A 17,457-nucleotide genomic window follows, 5' to 3' on the forward strand; every position below is an offset into this window, starting at 1 on the left:
CCTTCTCGGACGGTAGAATCTCCCCGGCGCATCGTGTCCGATCGCCCCGAGCGGCACGCACCACGTGCCCGGCCGGGGAGCGACGACGTCCGGAGTGCGCACCTTTCCGACCACGAATCGAGCAGCCCCCGCATGTCCCTTCAGCACCGCACCGACCTGCGCAACGTCGCGATCGTCGCCCACGTCGACCACGGCAAGACCACCCTGGTGGACGCCATGCTCACGCAGGGCGGCGCTCTCGGAGACCGCGACAAGCACGATGATCGCGCCATGGACTCCGGTGAGCTCGAGCGCGAGAAGGGCATCACGATCCTCGCCAAGAACACGGCGATCCGCTACCACGGCCCCTCGGCCGAGGCCAACGGCGAGCCCGACGGCATCACCATCAACGTCATCGACACTCCCGGCCACGCCGACTTCGGCGGCGAGGTCGAGCGCGGACTGTCGATGGTCGACGGCGTGGTCCTCCTGGTCGACGCCTCCGAGGGCCCGCTGCCGCAGACCCGCTTCGTGCTGCGCAAGGCGCTCGCCGCGAAGCTGCCCGTGATCCTCGTGGTCAACAAGGTCGACCGTCCCGACGCCCGCATCGAGGAGGTCGTGGGGGAGTCCACCGACCTGCTGCTGGGCCTCGCCTCGGACCTCTCCGAGGAGGTCCCCGACCTCGACCTCGACGCGGTGCTGGACGTCCCCGTCGTCTACGCCTCCGGCAAGGCCGGTCGCGCCGACACCGAGCAGCCCGCCGACGGCGAGCTCCCCGCCTCGGAGAACGTCGAGCCGCTGTTCAAGACGATCATCGAGTCGATCCCCGCGCCGAGCTTCGACGACGAGATGCCGCTGCAGGCGCACGTCACCAACCTCGACGCCTCTCCGTTCCTGGGGCGCCTCGCGCTGCTGCGCGTCAAGAGCGGCGAGCTCAGCAAGAACCAGCAGGTCGCCTGGTGCACCCGTCACGGTGACGTGAAGACCGTGAAGATCACCGAGCTGCTGGAGACCAAGGGGCTGGCCCGCGAGCCGATGACGCGCACCGCCCGCCCCGGTGACATCGTCGCCGTCGCCGGCATCCCCGAGATCATGATCGGCGAGACCCTCGCCGACGTCGAGGACCCCCGCCCGCTGCCGCTGATCACCGTGGACGACCCGGCGATCTCCATGACCATCGGCATCAACACCTCGCCGCTGGCCGGCAAGAACGGCAAGGGGCACAAGCTCACCGCACGCCAGGTGAAGGACCGTCTGGACGCCGAGCTGGTGGGCAACGTGTCGCTCAAGGTGCTGCCGACCGAGCGGCCCGACGCCTGGGAGGTCCAGGGCCGCGGGGAGCTCGCGCTCGCGATCCTCGTCGAGCAGATGCGCCGTGAGGGCTTCGAGCTCACCGTCGGCAAGCCCCGCGTGCTGACCCGTGAGATCGACGGCAAGACCTCCGAGCCCGTCGAGCGGATGATGATCGACGTGCCCGAGGAGTACCTGGGCGCCGTCACCCAGCTGATGGCCGCCCGCAAGGGCCGTATGGAGACCATGAGCAACCACGGCTCGGGCTGGGTGCGCATGGAGTTCCTGGTGCCCTCGCGCGGACTGATCGGGTTCCGCACCCGCTTCCTCACCGAGACCCGCGGCAACGGCATCGCCTCCTCCTACGCCGACGGCTTCGAGCCCTGGATGGGCCACATCGAGTTCCGCACCTCGGGCTCGCTGGTCGCCGACCGCGCGGGCGCGGTGACGCCCTTCGCGATGATCAACCTCCAGGAGCGCGGCTCGTTCTTCGTCGAGCCCACGAGCGAGGTCTACGAGGGCCAGATCGTCGGCGAGAACTCTCGCGCCGAGGACATGGACGTGAACATCACCAAGGAGAAGAAGCTGACGAACATGCGCGCAGCCTCCTCGGAGTCGTTCGAGAACCTGGTCCCGCCGCGCAAGCTCACCCTCGAGGAGTCCCTCGAGTTCGCCAACCAGGACGAGTGCGTCGAGGTCACCCCGGACGTCGTGCGCATCCGCAAGGTCGCCCTCAGCGCCCACGAGCGCTCCAAGCTGCGCGGGAAGTCCAAGGGCACCGCGTGATCGGCGGGCCCACGGACGCTCCGGTCCTGGACACCGCGACGATCGCCGCCCGCATCTCCCAGGTGCTCTCGGCGCTGGTGGTCGCGGTGATCTCCGTGCTGCTGCTGGTGACGATGCACCGGCTGCAGTGGGACGTGCTCGGGATCGGTCTCCCCGTGGGCCTGCTGTTCGGGGCCGTCTTCCAGGCCGTGTGCTCGCTGTTCCTGTGGGCATCGACCGGTTCCCGCCTGCCCGTGCTGGTGCTCGGGTGCATCTGGGGGCTGATGGTGATGCCCCTGGCCGGCAACGGAGCGGGCGGGGGCGTGCTGATGCCGGCCGTCCTCGGCCGGCAGCCCCAGTACTCCGGGTGGATCATCCAGGGGATCGGTGTGGCCGTCCCCTTCGTGTTCCTGGGCGCGCAGATGCTGCTCTCCCGCCGCCGCGTGCGTCGCTGAGCGTCAGCCCCGCGCAATCGCTCTCCACGCGCCCCGCTCAGCCCGTTCCGGGCCCCTCCCTGCCGCTCAGTGTCCCGTTCGCCGGGGCCTCTGCGGAGGAGCGGGCACCGGCCGGGCCGCGGTCACCAGGCCGCGCAGGACCCGGTCCGGGCCGCGCCGGGTGGCCACCGTGACGCTGTCCTCGTCGGCCGCCTCGATCACGCCGAGCGCATCGGTCATGCCCTCGCCGTGCGGCGACGTCCGCCGGTCGATCCGGTACCGCAGCACCACCCTCACGCCCGGCTCGAGGAACGGCGCCCAGCCCGGACGCTCCGGCGTCCGCTGATGCTCCTCCGGTCCCGGCCCCTCGGGCGCTGCACCCTTCTCGTCGCGTCCCATGGCCCGAGCGTATCCGTCGTGGTGCGGCGACCGGCCCGTCGGCGGCCCATGGGTGGCCCGTGGGCGCCGGGGCCCCGCGGCAGGGGCGCACCGCGCCCCGGGCGGGCCCCGCAGGATGCCCCGTCCGCGATGTCGACCTCGTCACCTGAGGGCCCACGGGTGGGGCGGAGGTCTCCCCGGCCGTCCTCGCGGTGACATCATGGAGGTGCCCGTTCGCCCCGGGAGCTCAGGCCCCTCGAGCACGGACCTCGATGGCCTCGCCCCGGCCCTGCCCTTGGAAGGAATGCGCCATGACCTACGTCATCGCTCTGCCCTGCGTCGACGTCAAGGACAGGGCATGTGTGGACGAATGCCCCGTGGACTGCATCTACGAGGGCGGCCGCTCCCTGTACATCCAGCCCGACGAGTGCGTGGACTGCGGTGCGTGTGAGCCCGTCTGCCCGGTCGAGGCGATCTACTACGAGGACGACGTCCCCGACGAGTGGGCCGACTACTACAAGGCGAACGTCGAGTTCTTCGACGAGATCGGCGCCCCGGGCGGCGCCGCCAAGATGGGCGTGATCGACAAGGACCACCCGCTGATCGAGGCGCTGCCGCCCAACCCCAACGACTGATGCGCGCCGCGGGCATCCACGCTCCGTGCGGTCCGCCCGCTCGGTGCAGCCCACCCGCTCCGTGCGGTCCACCCGTTCGGTGCAGCCCGCCCGCTGCGTCCGCTCCGCCTCTCCCGACCCGTCGGCCCCTGGAAGGACCCCCGCGATGACGACGACTCCCTTCGGTGCCCGACGCGACGCGCTCGCCGAGCGCCTCCCCGCCTTCCCGTGGGATTCCCTCGCCGAGGCGAAGCGGATCGCCTCCGCCCACCCCACCGGCATCGTCGACCTCTCCGTGGGGACCCCCGTGGACCCGACCCCGGTGCGTGTGCAGGACGCGCTGCGGGAGGCCGCGGACGCCCCGGGGTACCCGACCACCATCGGCACCCCGGACCTGCGGGACGCCCTGGTGGACTTCGTCGTACGCCGACGCGGCGCGGCCCCGGACACCGGCCACGAGCACGTGCTGCCCACCGTCGGCTCCAAGGAGCTCGTCGCCCACCTGCCCTTCCAGCTGGGCATCGGTGGCGACGCCGCCGTCGCCTTCCCGCACGTGGCCTACCCGACCTACGATATGGGGGCCCGGTTCGTCGGCGCCCGCAGCGTCCCCGTCGACATGGCGCGCCTGGCCGCCGAGGGCGATGCGGCGCTCGAGCCCGCCGATCGCGACCGGATCGCGCTGCTGTGGGTGAACTCGCCGAGCAACCCCACCGGGGAGGTGCTCGACGTCGACCAGATGCGCGCGCTCGTCGCCTGGGCGCGCGAGCGCGACATCATCGTCGCCTCCGACGAGTGCTACGCCCTGCTGCCCTGGGACGTCGAGGAGGTTCCCTCGGTGCTCGACCCGCGGGTCAACGGCGGGGACCTCACCGGCCTGCTGTGCGTCTACTCGCTCTCGAAGCAGTCCAACCTCGCCGGCTACCGCGCCGCCTTCGTCGCCGGCGATCCCGGCCTGGTCGGCGAGCTCACCGCGATCCGCAAGCAGGCCGGGATGATGCTGCCCACGCCCGTCCAGGCCGCGATGACCGTCGCGCTCGCCGACGACGACGCCGTACGCGCCCAGCACGGTCTCTACCGGGCCCGTCGCGAGCAGCTGCGCGAGGCCGTCGAAGGATTCGGCGGGGAGATCCACGGCTCGAGCGCCGGGCTCTACCTGTGGACGACGTTCGGTGAGAACGGCGTCACCAGCGTCGAGCGTCTCGCCGAACTGGGAATCCTCTGCGCCCCCGGAATGTTCTATGGTGAAGCGGGGAATCGCTTCGTCCGCATCGCACTGACCGCGAGCGACGAGCGCATCTCCGCCGCGGCCGAGCGGCTCGCCCGCCGCTGATCCGCCCCGGTCCAGTCCGCCCCAGTCCAGGGCCGCCCGTCGGCCCTGTCCCGCCGCCGATGCACAACGGAGAGCACATGAACAACGCGACGCCGTCCTCCCGCCTCACCCACCGCGACAAGGACCTGGACCTGCCGCTCGTCGAGGCCGTCGAGGGCAACAGCGGGATCAGCATCGCCCCGCTGCGCAAGGAGACCGGCGACGTCACCTACGACCCCGGGTTCATGAACACGGCGAACACGAAGTCGTCGATCACCTACATCGACGGCGACGAGGGCATCCTGCGCTACCGCGGCTACCCGATCGAGCAGCTCGCCGAGCACTCCAGCTACCTCGAGGTCGCCTACCTGCTGGCCAACGGCGAACTGCCCACCCAGGGCCAGCTGGACAACTTCGTCTCCTCCGTGGAGCGTCGCACCCTGCTCGACGAGCGCTTCAAGAGCCTGTTCGACGGCTTCCCGCGCGACGCCCACCCGATGGCCGTCATGCAGGCAGGCGTCTCCGCCCTCTCGACCTTCTACCAGGACTCGCTCGACCCCTTCGACGAGGACCAGGTGCGCCTGAGCAGCTACCGCCTGCTCGCGAAGGTGCCGACGATGGCGGCCTACGCCTACCGGGTCAGCAAGGGCCACGCGCTGCTGTACCCCGACAACCGGCTCTCCCTGATCGAGAACTTCCTGCGGCTCACCTTCGGGTTCCCCGTCGAGGAGTACATCGCCGACCCGGTCGTGGTGCGCGCCCTCGAGCAGCTGCTGATCCTCCACGCCGACCACGAGCAGAACTGCTCGGCCTCCGCCGTGCGCCTCGTCGGCTCGGCCCAGGCGAACCTGTTCACCTCGATCTCCGCGGGCATCGGCGCCCTCTCCGGCCCCGCCCACGGCGGCGCGAACGCCGCGGTGATGGAGATGCTCGACGAGATCAACGAGCGCGGCATGGACCCGCGCGACTTCATGGAGCGGGTGAAGAACAAGGAGGACGGGATCCGGCTGATGGGCTTCGGCCACCGGGTCTACAAGAACTACGACCCGCGCGCGAAGATCGTCAAGAAGATCGCCGACGACGTCCTGGAGCGCCTGGGCATCCAGGACGAGCGCCTCGACCTGGCCATGAAGCTCGAGGAGATCGCGCTGAACGACGACTACTTCGTCGAGCGCAAGCTCTACCCCAACGTCGACTTCTACACGGGCATCATCTACAAGGCGATGGGCTTCCCCACGCAGATGTTCACCGTGCTGTTCGCGATCGGCCGCATGCCCGGCTGGATCGCGCAGTGGAACGAGATGATCCACGACCCCGAGACCAAGATCGGCCGTCCGCGGCAGATCTACACCGGCCAGCCCCTGCGGGAGTACGCCCCGATGCAGGCGCGCACCGGCACCACCGAGATCCGTCTCGAGGAGCTGCAGGCCGAGCTCGAGGCCGAGCGCCGCGCCCAGCAGGAGCGCCTCGCCCAGGAGCGTCGCCAGGACCACTGAGGTCGGCGGCGGGGTGCTGTCGGTTGGCGGGTGCCGGGTACCGGGTGCCGGGTTCAGGATGGCAGGTTCGGCACGTCTCGAGCCGTAGTGGGCCTGCGAGGGACTAATAGCGCATCATCTGCCATATGGCAGATGATGCGCTATTAGTCCCTCCGCGGCCCGGCCGGGTCACGGCCCCGGCGCAGGGATCCGGTCGCCGGATCACCCGCCGGAGACCAGCACCACCACGCGGTCGGGGTCGCCGCCGTCGGCCGCGGGCCAGGTCCCGGCCTGCTGGTCGTGGGAGGCACGTTCCCAGCTGTGCCCGGCGTAGGAGACCTGCATGACGCCGTCGTCACCGGCGCGGGCGACGGCCCAGTTGGCCAGTGCCCAGCCCAGCGTGCGATCGCCGTGGGGGTCGATGACCAGGGCCGTCGCTCCTGCGTCGTCGGGGACGCGTCCGGCGGCCGAGGATGCCGAGGCCAGCGAGCTAGAGATCGATCCGGCCGCCGTGCGCCGGGGGAACTGCGCCTCGAGCGAGTCCTGCAGCGCCTGCGGTGAGACCGCCGATCCGGGCGCGCCGATGTCGCACACGAGGTTCCCGCCGGACTGGCCGGTCAGCGCCGAGGCGAAGAGGCGTCCCTCGGTCTCGTGGTCCCCGTAGGCCTCGGGGAAGCCCGAGCGCTGCACCTTCTGCGCCGCGTCGTTCACGCTCATCGATTCGTAGTCGAGTTTGACGAGCCTGTCGTAGAACGCGTTCGTGGCGTGCACGGGGTCTCGGATCTGCGAGACGGTGCCCCAGCCCTGCGAGGGTCGCTGCTGGAACAGGCCCTGGGAGTCGCGGTCCCCGTGCTCGATGTTCTGGAGCTTGGACTCCTGGTACGCGGTCGCCAGAGCGATCGACGCGGCCCGCGGCGGCAGTCCTCTGTCCACCGCGACCGCGCCGATCAGGGCCGCGTTCGCCGCGCGCTCCGTCGTGTACTCGTGGCTCGTGCCGAGGCCCGCGGCGGTGCACTGGCCGCTGCGGGAGACCGACGCGTAGCGGCTCAGCGCGAAGTACGTGCCGCTGACGACGAACACGAGCACCAGCAGCATCACGAGCGGCACCGTGAGGTGCCGGCTGCGTGAGCGCCGGGCGGGGCGGTGACGAGTCCTCGCCATCGGGGTCGGGTGCGGTGTCCGGGGAAGCGGCCGGTGCGGTCGGGGCCGTCAGTTCGCGTGCAGCGCGGCGTTCAGCTCGACGGTCTTGCCCTCGCGAGCGACGACCTCGACCGCCCCGCTCACGGAGTTGCGACGGAACAGCAGGTTGTCGGTGCCGGAGAGGTCGCGCGCCTTGACGACGGTGCCGTCCTCCATGCCGCGCGGGTCCACGATCGTGACCTTGGTGCCGGCGGTGATGTAGAGACCGGCCTCGACCACGCAGTCGTCGCCGAGGGCGATGCCGATCCCGGACTCGGCGCCCAGCAGGGAGCGTCGGCCGATGCGCACGCGCTCGGTGCCACCGCCGGAGAGGGTGCCCATGGTGGAGGCGCCGCCGCCCACGTCGGAGCCGTCGCCGACCACGACGCCCTGGGAGATGCGGCCCTCGACCATCGAGCTGCCGAGGGTCCCGGCATTGAAGTTCACGAAGCCCTCGTGCATGACGGTGGTGCCCTCGGCGAGGTGCGCGCCGAGGCGGACGCGGTCGGCGTCGCCGATCCGCACGCCGGAGGGCAGCACGTAGTCGACCATGCGCGGGAACTTGTCGACCGAGAACACGGTGGGCGTGCGGCCGGTGGCGATCAGGCGCAGACGCGTCGCCTCGAAGCCGGGCACGGCGCAGGGCCCCTCGGACGTCCAGACGACGTTCGTAAGCTGCCCGAACAGGCCCTCGAGATTCTGGGTGTTGGGCTGGAGGAGCCGGTGGGAGAGCAGGTGCAGGCGCAGGTAGGCGTCGGCGGCGTCGGCCGGGGCGGTGGCGAGTTCGATCTCGCGGACCACGACCTCCTGGTGGGTGCCGCGCGCCTCGTCCTCGCTGGCGGCGGCTCCGAGCTGGGCGTGGAGGTTCTGGGTCTCGACGTCGGCCGGGGCCTCACCGAGCTGCGGGGAGGGGTACCAGGCATCCAGGGTCGAGCCGTCGGCGGCGAGGGTCGCCAGGCCGATGCCCCAGGCGCGGGTCGGCGTGGTCTGGTCGGCGGTGTTCGCAGGCGTGCTCATGACAGGGATTCTACGGAGGGAACGGGGTCGGTTCCCATCCTGCTCAGGTGTGGGGATCCTCCCGTGCGTCAGCGGGCGCCAGCAGGCGTCAGCGCGCGTCCGACGGCTCCTCGCCGATCGGCACGCCGACAGTCGGCCGCGGAGCATTCGCGTTGCGCAGGAACAGCGCGGCGATCACCGAGACCCCGATGATCGCGGCCGGGAGCAGCAGGCTCTGGCCCATCGCGTGCGTGTAGGGCGCGTGCAGCATCTCGGGCAGCGCGCCGCCGGACGCGCCGCCGGTCTCACCGCCTGCGCCACCGGCGGCGCCGCCCGAGCCCGAAGCGCCCCCGCCGATCCCGGCGTCGGTGAACTGCGCGCTGATCCGCGAGGACATCATGGCCGCGATCGCGGCCGAGCCGACGACGGCACCGAGCTGGCGCATCGCGTTGTAGACGCCGGAGCCCGCGCCGGCCTGCGAGCGGGAGAGGCCGTAGGTCGCGGAGATCGACAGCGGTGCCCACATCCCTGCGTTCCCGAGCCCCATCACCACGCCGGGGAGCAGCAGCCAGTACCAGTCGCCGTCGGACATCAGCACCACGCCCATCAGGGCGATGCCGATGCCGAACAGGGCGAGACCCGCGACGGCCAGCAGCCGCGTGTTCCAGTGGTGCAGGTTCTTGCCGACCACGGGTGCGAGCGCCCCGCCGAGGACCGCCATCGGTGCCAGCAGCAGCGCCGACTGGGTGGGGGAGAAGCCCCGGACGTTCTGGGCCCACAGCACGACGGGCAGCGCGAAGGTGACGATCGCGGCGCCCACCCCGGCGATCGCGAGGTTCGCGACCGCGAAATTGCGGTCGCGGAACAGGCCCAGCGGGACCAGCGGCTCGCCGCTGCGCTGACGCGCCTGCCACAGCACGAACACGGCCAGCACGACCACCCCGGCCCCGATCAGCAGCGGGACGGAGACGACCCCGCTGATCGTGCCCCAGTCATAGGTCGAGCCCTCCTGGATGCCGAAGACCACGAGGAACATCCCGAGGGCCGAGAGCAGCACGCCGGGCAGGTCGAAGCGGTGGGACTGCGGCTCGAAGCGCGGCACCAGGCGGACCGCGAGGACGAACCCGACGATGCCGACGGGCACGTTGACGAAGAAGATCCACTCCCAGCCCAGGCCGTCCACGAGGGAGCCGCCGAGGATCGGGCCGACGAGGTTCGCGACGCCCGCGGTCGCTCCCCACAGCGACATGGCCGGGCCCCGCCGCTCGGGCGGGAACATCCGGGTGATCACCGACATCGTCTGCGGCGTCATCAGCGCGGCGCCCAGGCCCTGGACGACGCGCGCCACGATCAGCATCTCGATGCTCCCCGAGAGCCCGCACCACAGGCTCGAGAGGGTGAACACCGCGAGCCCCGCGAGGTAGACGCGCTTGGGACCGAGGCGGTCGCCGAGCCGGCCGGTCACCAGCAGGGGAACGGCGTAGGCGAGCAGGTAGGCGCTGGTCACCCAGAGCACCTGGGTGATGTCGGCGCCGAGCTCCTCCTGGATGCGGGGCGTGGCGATCGAGACGATCGTCCCGTCCACCAGCAGCATGAAGAAGCCGATGATCATCGACCACAGGGCGGGCCAGGGCCGGAGTTCGTGGGACACGGGACCTCCTGGAGAGAGTGGAGCGGCGGAGATCCCGCTCGCGAAGTCTAGGTCCGCCACGAACGGGTGAGAACGCCTCGACGGAGCAAGGTCACAGTCGCTCCTGCCGACCCTGTGCACGGCAGCATCGGCCAGACCCGATACTGGGATCCATGACCGCTTCCGCCGACACCGCACGGACGAGTGCCCGAGCCCCCTCGGGCGCGCTCCGTGCGGTCGCCGTGATCGGTGCAGGGCCTCGCGGCACCGCGATCATCGAGCGCTTGGTGGCGGCCTCGCAGCACGGGGAGTGGGACGGCATCCTGGACGTCCACCTGGTCGACCCGTACGTCGGGCGCGGGGGGAGCGTCTGGCGCTGCGATCAGGGCGAGGTGCTGCTGATGAACACCGCCACCTGCCAGACCACGATGTACCCCGACGACTCCTGCCACCCGCAGCTTCCGGTGTCCCGCCGGGACACCCTGGCCGACTTCCTCGGCGCCGAGGGGCTGGCCCCGGCGGACATCGCCTCCCGCGCCGCCCACGGCCGCTATCTCGCCACCGTGCTCGAGCACGCCCTGGCCGACGCCGACCCCGACCGGCTGCGCGTGCACCTGCATCCGCAGAGCGCGGTGGACGTCTCCGGTGCTCCCGACGAGGCCCAGCGGGTGGTTCTCGAGGACGGCACGGACCTCGAGGTCGACGCCGTCGCCCTCGCGCTCGGTCACCTCGCGACCGCCCCCGGCCCGCGCTCGCAGGTGATGGAGCACGCCGCCGAACGGCACGGTCTCGTCCACGTCGCGCCGGCGAACCCGCTGGAGGTCGACTACGCGACCCTGCTGGGCCGCGAGCGCGTGGCCGTGCAGGGCATGGGTCTGAACTTCTACGACGCGATCGGCATGCTCACCGCCGCAGCAGGCGGACGCTTCGAGACCGACGACGACGCCCCCTCGGGACTGCGCTACGTGCGCGGGGGAGGCGAGCCGGAGCTGGTGGTCGGATCACGCTCGGGCATGGTCTACCGGCCCAAGCCCGACCTGCGCCCCTACCTTCCCGAGCCGCACGTCCCGCGGATCCTCACCCGCGAACGCGTCCTCGAGCTCTCCGTGCGGCCCGACGGACTGGACCACGAGGCCGACGTGATGCCGCTGATCATCGCCGAGCTCCAGCGGGCCCTCGTCGTCTCCGGCTTCCGCGAGCTCGCCGAGGAGAAGGCCCTGCTGCGCATGCTGTTCCCCTTTGGCAGGCGAGGGGGACCCATCCGCGACGCCCATGCGCGCACGCTCGAGGTGGTGCGCCGCAGCCTCCGCGAGGCGGCGGCGCCGGACCCCGGCTGGCTGTTGGTGTTCCGCGTGCTGACCGCCTGCCGCATCCAGGTCAATCAGCTGATCGACCTCGGCGCCTACACGACCGAGTCCGTCGCCCGCGACATCGACGGACACCTGCGCAACGCCTTCGCCTCCTGGGCGTCCGGTCCGCCCGTCGTCCGGGTGCGGCAGCTCCTCGCGCTCGAGGAGGCGGGACTGGTCCGCTTCACCGGCCCCGGCATGCGCATCGACGTCGACGACGAGGCCGGTCGCTTCGTCGTCACCGCCGGCGAGGACTGCCGGTACGAGTGCGACGGGGTGCTCGAGGCGCACCTTCCCGGCGTCGAGCTGAACGCCTTCACCTCCCCGCTGCTGCGGGCCTGGCGGGAGCGCGGGGAGGCCCGGCAGGACTCCTGGGCCTCGCGCGGGACCGGCCGGCGGGTGCCCACCGGGTCGATCGCGGTCGAGGGACTGTACGCACCGATCGGCAAGGACGACCGCGTCCACGAGCGCCGACTGCTCGTGGGGGTGCCGGTCTCCACGGCCCAGCCGGGCTCCGCGATCACGGCCGCCCCCGGGACCGACCCGCAGCTCCTGCACCACGCCGAGGCGGTCGCCCGGCGCCTCGCCGCCCACAGCGGCGTCCTGGCGATGGACCGACCGGACGGGCCGACCGGCGATCGGGGCTGACGTGGCACGATGTCACGCATGACGACCACCCCGGCTCCCGCCCTCGACCCCCGCGCCGACATCGTCGACCTCACCGCCGCGATCGTGGACATCCCGTCCGTCTCGGGTGACGAGCAGGCCCTGGCCGACGCGGTCGAGCAGACCCTGCGCACCCACGCCCCGCACCTGACGGTGATCCGCGACGGCGACACGGTGATCGCCCGCACCGAGCTCGGGCGCGCCACGCGGGTCGTGATGGCCGGACACCTGGACACCGTGCCCGTCGCCGACAACCTCCCCTCGAGCCGGCGCACCCGGGACGGACGCGAGGAGCTCGTGGGCCGCGGCACCTGCGACATGAAGGGCGGGGTCTCGATCTTCCTCGCGCTCGCCGTGGAGACCACCGACCCGGACGTCGATCTCACCTGGATCTTCTACGACCACGAAGAGGTCGCCAAGGCCGACAACTCCCTCACCCGCATCGCCCGCACCCACCCCGAGCACCTGCAGGGCGACTTCGCCATCCTCGGGGAGCCGACCTCGGCCGGCGTCGAGGGCGGATGCAAGGGCACCATGAAGCTCGAGGTCACCGCCCGCGGCGTGGCCTCGCACTCGGCCCGGGACTGGGTGGGGGACAACGCCATCCACCACCTCGCCCCGGTGCTCGAGCGGCTCGCCGCCTACGAGGCCCGACGCGCCGTCATCGACGGCCTCGAGTACCGCGAGTGCCTCAACGCCGTCGCGATCACCGGCGGCATCGCCGGGAACGTGATCCCCGACCGCGCAGCCATCACCCTGAACTACCGCTTCGCGCCCGACACCTCGCCCGACCGGGCCGAGGCCCACGTGCGCGAGCTGCTGAAGGACTGCGACGTCGAGATCGAGGTGACCGACAGCGCCGCCGGCGCCCTGCCGGGACTGGACACGCCCCCGGCCCGGGAGTTCCTCGCAGCCCTCGGCGACGACGTCACCGTTGCCGCGAAGCAGGGATGGACCGACGTCTCCCGCTTCGCCGAGCTCGGCACCCCGGCCGTGAACTTCGGCCCCGGCGACCCGCTGCTGGCCCACACCGACGACGAGCACGTCCCCCTCGAGGACCTCCGCCAGGCCCTCGCGGCGCTGCGGCGCTGGCTCGAACCCGCCGGCCGATGAGCTCGGCGGCTCCGGGCCCGGCTGCTCCGCAGGATCAGGACCAGCCGGCACTGCAGCGCAGGATGGGCACGGCACAGCTGCTGGCCTACGGGCTGGTGTTCATCGGTCCCGCTGCGGCCGTCGGCGTCTGGGGGACCCTGGACGCGAAGTCCGGGGGAGTGGTGCCCGTCGTCTATCTCGTCGCCACCCTGGTGATGGGGCTGACGGCCTCGAGCTACGCGCTGATGTCCCGTGCCGTGCCGCGCGCCGGCAGCGTCTTCGCCTACGCCTCCGAGGGCATCGGACGCCGCGTGGGGCACATGGGCGGCTGGATGATGCTGCTGGACTACGTGCTGATCCCCTCGGTCGCCTATCTGTTCAGCGGCATCGCCCTGCACTCGCTCGTCCCGCAGGTGCCCGTCTGGGCCTTCGTCGCGCTCGCCGTCGTCGTCTCCACCGGCTTGAACCTCGCCGGGATCACGGTCACCTCCCGGGTGATCGCCGTCGTGGTGCTGGTGGAGGTGCTGGTGCTGGCCGCCGTCGTCATCGCCGGCATCGGCGTGCTGGCCTCCCACGGACCCGTGCGCGGATGGCTCGACCCGCTGACGGGCGGCGCGGCCGGCCTGCACCCCTCACTGGTCCTCGGCGCGGTCTCCGTCGCCGTGCTGTCCTATCTCGGTTTCGACGCCCTGGCGACCTTCGCCGAGGAGACCCGAGGCGGTGCCTCCGCCATCGGCCGCGCGACCCTGGTGTGCCTGGCCGTCGCAGGTCTCCTCTTCGTCGTCCAGACCTATCTGGGAGCCCTGCTCTCGCCGCTGACCCCGCAGGAGCTGCAGGCCGACCCGTCCCTGCAGGGCGACGCCTACTACGCGATGGTCGACTCCGCCATGGGACCTCTCCTGCACGCCCTGCTGTCCCTCGCCAAGGGCGCGGGAGCCATGTTCAGCGCGCTGGTCGGGCAGGCCGCGGCGAGCAGGATCATCATGGACATGGCGCGCTCGGGTTCGCTGCCGCGGGCGCTCTCCCGGGTCTCGCCGCGCACCGGCGCCCCCGTGGCCGGGGTCCTGATCGCCGCCGCCGGCAACGTGGCCGTCTCGCTGTGGGCGTCCACCCGGGGCGACGGCCTGGACGTCGTGTCCTCCGCGGTCGACGTCGGCGCGATCACCGGTTTCGTGCTCGTCCACGCCTCCGTGATCGGGTACTTCGCGGTGCGGCGACGCGGCGGACCCGTGCGTCCGCTCGTGCACGTCGTGATCCCCGTGGTCGGCGCCCTCCTGCTGCTGGCCGTGCTGATCTCCTCGAGCCCCCTGGCCCTGCTCGTCGGCGGCGGCTGGGCCGTCCTGGGTGTGCTCCTGCTGCTGGTGAGGCAGCGCCGCGACGGCCATCGCCAGGATCCCGCGCCGCGCCCCTGAGGGCCGTCGTGCATCCTGGCGTCCCCGTGACCCATGCTCGGATCGGAACCCGCTGCCAGGATCGGCGAACTACGCTCGCAGCATGACGCTGCACGAGAGCGACCAGCACCGCAAGGGCCCCATCACCCTGCGAGGGGCCCAGCGTCCCACGACCACCACGGACCAGCACCTGCTGGAGGAGGCGGGGCCGGGGGAGTGGGTCCACTCCGATCCCTGGCGGGTGATGCGGATCCAGGCCGAGTTCGTCGAGGGGTTCGGCGCCCTCGCCGAGCTGGGGCCGGCGGTCTCCCTCTTCGGCTCTGCGCGCGTGGCCCGGGACCACCCGGCCTACGCCACGGCCGAGCAGATCGCCGGAGGCCTCGTCGACCTCGGCTACGCCGTCATCACCGGGGGCGGCCCCGGGATCATGGAGGCCGGCAACAAGGGCGCCAAGGAGGCCGGCGGCGTCTCCGTGGGTCTGGGCATCGAGCTGCCCTTCGAACAGGGGATGAACGAGTACGTCGACCTGGGTGTCGACTTCCGGTACTTCTTCGCCCGCAAGACGGTGTTCGTGAAGTACTCGAGCGGCTTTGTCGTGCTCCCCGGCGGGTTCGGCACCTTCGACGAGCTGTTCGAGGCCCTGTGCCTGATGCAGACGCACAAGATCCGGATGTTCCCCCTGGTGCTGGTGGGGCGCGACTACTGGCAGGGCCTGCTGGACTGGATCCGCACGACGGTCCTCGAGCACGGGCTGATCAACGAGAAGGATCTGGATCTGCTGCGCGTGGTCGACTCGGCCGAGGAAGCGCTGGAGGTGCTGCGCGAGTCCGCGGTGATCCGCCGATGACCGCCGTCTCACCGGGAGTGATCCTGCTGCTCGTGGTCGCCGTGGTGGTGGCGGTGGTGATGCTGTTGGCCGCCCTGGGCGTCCTGGACCTGTCGATGGATGCGCCCGGCACCGACGAGCACCATCATCGGCGCCGGCGACAGCGTCGATCCGGCGCGGGCAGCGGCGCACGGGGCTCACGTCGATCACGCGGGGGCCGGTCCGACGAGCGCGCCGGTGATCGCGCCGACGAGTCCGCCGACGACGAGGATGCTTCCGCCGAGCGCTCCGAAGAACCTTCGGAGGACCCCGCCGAACCGGCGTCGCAGAGGTCCCCGCAGGTGTCCTCGGAGGCCGCGGCGCGTTCGGATCCGCCCACCATGTGAGCGTCATCTCCGAGAACCTGAGATACTGGTGCCCGACAGTTGCTGCCGACGGTCCCGCGCAGGCGGGAACGACGTGCGATCACATCACCGAGGAGGCAGGCCCATGGCCGCTATGAAGCCGCGCACCGGAGACGGTCCGCTCGAGGTCGTGCAGGAGGGCCGCAGCATCATCATGCGTGTCCCGCTGGAGGGCGGTGGACGCCTGGTCGTCGAGATCGACGCCTCCGAGGCCGCGGCCCTGCGCGATGCCCTGCAGGGCGTGATCAAGGCCTGACCGGCTTCTGATCGGCGGCATCCGGCGAGCCGCCGCGCGAGTGCGAAGGACCCCGCTCCTCCGAGGAGGGCGGGGTCCTTCGACGTCCGGGGAGCCCGCGCCGGCGGGTGTCGCCCGCAGCGGAGCCGGGTCAGGGCCGGGTCAGCCTCGCAGCACCGCGGCCAGCACGCCGTCGCCGCTCGGGGAGAGCGCGGGGATGAGGTCCTCGGCGCTCTGCACCTCGCGCAGGAGAGCGCGGACCTCCTGGGTCGCCGCATCGCGCGCGGCAGGATCAGCGACCCGGTCGTGGAAGAGCGCCTGGGAGATCACGAGGACGCCGCCGGGGCGCAGCAGACGGCGGGCATGGGCCAGCAGGTCCGAGGCGTGGGGCGCGTCCGCATGGAAGCTCACCAGGTCGTACGCGTGGTCGGTCAGGCGCCCGATGACGTCGCGCGGACTGCCGGCGATGGTGCGCGCCCGGCCCGAGCGCAGACCCGCCTCGGTGAAGGCCTCGCGGGCGGCCCGCTGGTTCTCGACCTCGGGGTCGATCGTGGTGAGGACGCCGTCGGCGTGCATCCCGGCCAGCAGGTAGAGCGATGCGACGCCCGCACCCGTGCCGATCTCGACCGCGCTCCTGGCGCCGACCGCCGCGGCGAGCACGCGCATGAGAGCGCCCGCGCCGGGCAGCACGGGAGCCACGCCCAGCTCCGAACCGCGCTCGCGTGCTCGGGCGAGAACGCCCTCGGTCTCGAACAGCACGTCCTCGTCGACGAACTCCTCGCCGTGGGCCCAGCTGGTCACCTTCCCCGATGCCATCCGTGGATCCTCCTGCTCGTCGGTGATGGGCGCGTCGCTGCGACGTGCCGAGGTGCGGCGGCGCGACCTGGCTGGTCGGCGCGCACGCGGATGTCGACCAGGGTACGTCAGGTCGCGCTTCCCCCGTCACGGTCCGGTCACGGGTGGGCGACACGGCTCCCGTGCAGGTGCCCTCTGCCATAATGGGCGGGCACGTATCCGGTCGATGGCAGGTGGGCTCGTGGATTTTCTGGGTCTCGGGGGTTGGGAGCCTCTCGTCCTGCTGGTCGTGTTCCTGATCTTCATCGGGCCGCAGCGTCTTCCGGAGTACACGCGCAACGTCGTGCAGTGGGTGCGCAAGGCACGCCGCTGGGTCGACGACTCCCGGGCCACCGTCGAGGACGAGATGGGCCTGTCGATGGACGAGCTGCGCAAGTACGACCCGCGCCAGTACGACCCTCGCCGCATCATCCGCGACGCCTGGGGAGACACCAGCGTCGACGACATCCTGCCGGACACCAAGGCCCTGACCGGCGCTGCCGCCGGCACGGCCGCGGCCTCCAGCACGGGCGGTTCCCGCAAGGCCTCGACGGAGGACGAGGGGCCGCAGCGGGCGCCCTTCGACGACGAGGCCACCTGAGTCGGATCGG

At 71.8% G+C, this 17,457-nt stretch carries 17 protein-coding genes; 12 read left to right on the forward strand and 5 right to left on the reverse strand.

Annotated features, from left to right (window positions below; translation table 11 throughout):
• Positions 1-132: 132 nt before the first annotated feature.
• Together typA and DEO23_RS07830 are read left to right on the forward strand one after the other, a co-directional pair.
• A complete protein-coding gene (gene typA, locus DEO23_RS07825) occupies positions 133-2,055 on the forward strand; it encodes a translational GTPase TypA (RefSeq protein ID WP_109275406.1) in 1,923 nt (640 codons plus the stop codon).
• Positions 2,052-2,489: a hypothetical protein gene (locus tag DEO23_RS07830; RefSeq protein WP_240613283.1), complete on the forward strand. Its 438-nt coding sequence runs from the start codon at positions 2,052-2,054 to the stop codon at positions 2,487-2,489. Before typA ends, DEO23_RS07830 begins: the two co-directional genes overlap by 4 nt.
• A 66-nt stretch (positions 2,490-2,555) precedes the next feature.
• Here the strand turns inward: DEO23_RS07830 and DEO23_RS07835 are convergent, their stop codons facing one another.
• Positions 2,556-2,867, reverse strand: a complete 312-nt coding sequence (locus DEO23_RS07835) for an acetyltransferase (RefSeq protein ID WP_240613284.1) — start codon at positions 2,865-2,867, stop codon at positions 2,556-2,558.
• A 290-nt stretch (positions 2,868-3,157) separates the two neighbouring features.
• On the opposite strand from DEO23_RS07835, the gene fdxA reads away from it, so the two are divergent.
• The 3 genes from fdxA to DEO23_RS07850 all read left to right on the forward strand — a co-directional run bounded on the left by fdxA (position 3,158) and on the right by DEO23_RS07850 (position 6,265).
• A complete protein-coding gene (gene fdxA, locus DEO23_RS07840) occupies positions 3,158-3,481 on the forward strand; it encodes a ferredoxin (RefSeq protein WP_109275407.1) in 324 nt (107 codons plus the stop codon).
• A 145-nt stretch (positions 3,482-3,626) separates the two neighbouring features.
• Positions 3,627-4,790: a succinyldiaminopimelate transaminase gene (gene dapC, locus DEO23_RS07845; RefSeq protein ID WP_109275408.1), complete on the forward strand. Its 1,164-nt coding sequence runs from the start codon at positions 3,627-3,629 to the stop codon at positions 4,788-4,790.
• A gap of 77 nt (positions 4,791-4,867) precedes the next feature.
• Complete coding sequence (locus DEO23_RS07850) at positions 4,868-6,265, forward strand: citrate synthase (protein WP_109275409.1); 1,398 nt, start codon at positions 4,868-4,870, stop codon at positions 6,263-6,265.
• A 201-nt stretch (positions 6,266-6,466) separates the two neighbouring features.
• On the opposite strand, the gene DEO23_RS07855 is transcribed toward DEO23_RS07850, so the two are convergent.
• From DEO23_RS07855 to DEO23_RS07865, 3 genes are all read right to left on the reverse strand, one after another.
• Positions 6,467-7,405, reverse strand: a complete 939-nt coding sequence (locus DEO23_RS07855) for a hypothetical protein (protein ID WP_109275410.1) — start codon at positions 7,403-7,405, stop codon at positions 6,467-6,469.
• Positions 7,406-7,453: 48 nt separating this feature from the next.
• Positions 7,454-8,440 (reverse strand): 2,3,4,5-tetrahydropyridine-2,6-dicarboxylate N-succinyltransferase, encoded by a 987-nt coding sequence (gene dapD, locus DEO23_RS07860; RefSeq protein WP_109275411.1) that lies wholly within the window; start codon positions 8,438-8,440, stop codon positions 7,454-7,456.
• An 88-nt stretch (positions 8,441-8,528) separates the two neighbouring features.
• Positions 8,529-10,070: a DHA2 family efflux MFS transporter permease subunit gene (locus DEO23_RS07865; RefSeq protein ID WP_109275412.1), complete on the reverse strand. Its 1,542-nt coding sequence runs from the start codon at positions 10,068-10,070 to the stop codon at positions 8,529-8,531.
• Positions 10,071-10,222: 152 nt separating this feature from the next.
• On the opposite strand from DEO23_RS07865, the gene DEO23_RS07870 reads away from it, so the two are divergent.
• The 6 genes from DEO23_RS07870 to DEO23_RS07895 all read left to right on the forward strand — a co-directional run bounded on the left by DEO23_RS07870 (position 10,223) and on the right by DEO23_RS07895 (position 16,033).
• Positions 10,223-12,046, forward strand: a complete 1,824-nt coding sequence (locus DEO23_RS07870) for an FAD/NAD(P)-binding protein (RefSeq protein WP_109275413.1) — start codon at positions 10,223-10,225, stop codon at positions 12,044-12,046.
• A gap of 18 nt (positions 12,047-12,064) precedes the next feature.
• Complete coding sequence (gene dapE, locus DEO23_RS07875) at positions 12,065-13,177, forward strand: succinyl-diaminopimelate desuccinylase (RefSeq protein ID WP_165831763.1); 1,113 nt, start codon at positions 12,065-12,067, stop codon at positions 13,175-13,177.
• 62 nt (positions 13,178-13,239) lie between these two features.
• Positions 13,240-14,568, forward strand: coding sequence for an APC family permease (locus DEO23_RS07880; protein ID WP_240613285.1), 1,329 nt, complete (start codon positions 13,240-13,242; stop codon positions 14,566-14,568).
• 82 nt (positions 14,569-14,650) lie between these two features.
• Positions 14,651-15,394, forward strand: a complete 744-nt coding sequence (locus DEO23_RS07885) for an LOG family protein (protein WP_109275416.1) — start codon at positions 14,651-14,653, stop codon at positions 15,392-15,394.
• On the forward strand, positions 15,391-15,759 hold the full coding sequence (locus DEO23_RS07890; protein WP_109275417.1) for a hypothetical protein: 369 nt from the start codon (positions 15,391-15,393) through the stop codon (positions 15,757-15,759). Before DEO23_RS07885 ends, DEO23_RS07890 begins: the two co-directional genes overlap by 4 nt.
• Before the next feature lie 103 nt (positions 15,760-15,862).
• Complete coding sequence (locus DEO23_RS07895; protein WP_109275418.1) at positions 15,863-16,033, forward strand: DUF3117 domain-containing protein; 171 nt, start codon at positions 15,863-15,865, stop codon at positions 16,031-16,033.
• 141 nt (positions 16,034-16,174) lie between these two features.
• On the opposite strand, the gene DEO23_RS07900 is transcribed toward DEO23_RS07895, so the two are convergent.
• The gene (locus tag DEO23_RS07900) at positions 16,175-16,828 is read right to left on the reverse strand and encodes an O-methyltransferase (protein ID WP_109275419.1); all 654 of its coding nucleotides are present in this window, start codon (positions 16,826-16,828) and stop codon (positions 16,175-16,177) included.
• A gap of 220 nt (positions 16,829-17,048) precedes the next feature.
• On the opposite strand from DEO23_RS07900, the gene DEO23_RS07905 reads away from it, so the two are divergent.
• On the forward strand, positions 17,049-17,447 hold the full coding sequence (locus tag DEO23_RS07905; protein ID WP_165831764.1) for a twin-arginine translocase TatA/TatE family subunit: 399 nt from the start codon (positions 17,049-17,051) through the stop codon (positions 17,445-17,447).
• Positions 17,448-17,457: the final 10 nt, after the last annotated feature.

This window comes from Brachybacterium endophyticum, assembly GCF_003130585.1.
In the GTDB taxonomy this organism is placed as follows: domain Bacteria; phylum Actinomycetota; class Actinomycetes; order Actinomycetales; family Dermabacteraceae; genus Brachybacterium; species Brachybacterium endophyticum.

Bases quoted from the DNA above. Each gene is read 5' to 3' on its own strand.
- DEO23_RS07900 (WP_109275419.1), bottom strand. From the start codon at position 16,828: ATGGCATCGGGGAAGGTGACCAGCTGGGCCCACGGCGAGGAGTTCGTC.
- DEO23_RS07855 (WP_109275410.1), bottom strand. From the start codon at position 7,405: ATGGCGAGGACTCGTCACCGCCCCGCCCGGCGCTCACGCAGCCGGCAC.
- DEO23_RS07895 (WP_109275418.1), top strand. From the start codon at position 15,863: ATGGCCGCTATGAAGCCGCGCACCGGAGACGGTCCGCTCGAGGTCGTG.
- DEO23_RS07890 (WP_109275417.1), top strand. From the start codon at position 15,391: ATGACCGCCGTCTCACCGGGAGTGATCCTGCTGCTCGTGGTCGCCGTG.
- typA (WP_109275406.1), top strand. From the start codon at position 133: ATGTCCCTTCAGCACCGCACCGACCTGCGCAACGTCGCGATCGTCGCC.
- DEO23_RS07870 (WP_109275413.1), top strand. From the start codon at position 10,223: ATGACCGCTTCCGCCGACACCGCACGGACGAGTGCCCGAGCCCCCTCG.
- DEO23_RS07850 (WP_109275409.1), top strand. From the start codon at position 4,868: ATGAACAACGCGACGCCGTCCTCCCGCCTCACCCACCGCGACAAGGAC.
- dapD (WP_109275411.1), bottom strand. From the start codon at position 8,440: ATGAGCACGCCTGCGAACACCGCCGACCAGACCACGCCGACCCGCGCC.
- DEO23_RS07835 (WP_240613284.1), bottom strand. From the start codon at position 2,867: ATGGGACGCGACGAGAAGGGTGCAGCGCCCGAGGGGCCGGGACCGGAG.
- DEO23_RS07880 (WP_240613285.1), top strand. From the start codon at position 13,240: ATGGGCACGGCACAGCTGCTGGCCTACGGGCTGGTGTTCATCGGTCCC.
- dapE (WP_165831763.1), top strand. From the start codon at position 12,065: ATGACGACCACCCCGGCTCCCGCCCTCGACCCCCGCGCCGACATCGTC.
- dapC (WP_109275408.1), top strand. From the start codon at position 3,627: ATGACGACGACTCCCTTCGGTGCCCGACGCGACGCGCTCGCCGAGCGC.
- fdxA (WP_109275407.1), top strand. From the start codon at position 3,158: ATGACCTACGTCATCGCTCTGCCCTGCGTCGACGTCAAGGACAGGGCA.
- DEO23_RS07885 (WP_109275416.1), top strand. From the start codon at position 14,651: ATGACGCTGCACGAGAGCGACCAGCACCGCAAGGGCCCCATCACCCTG.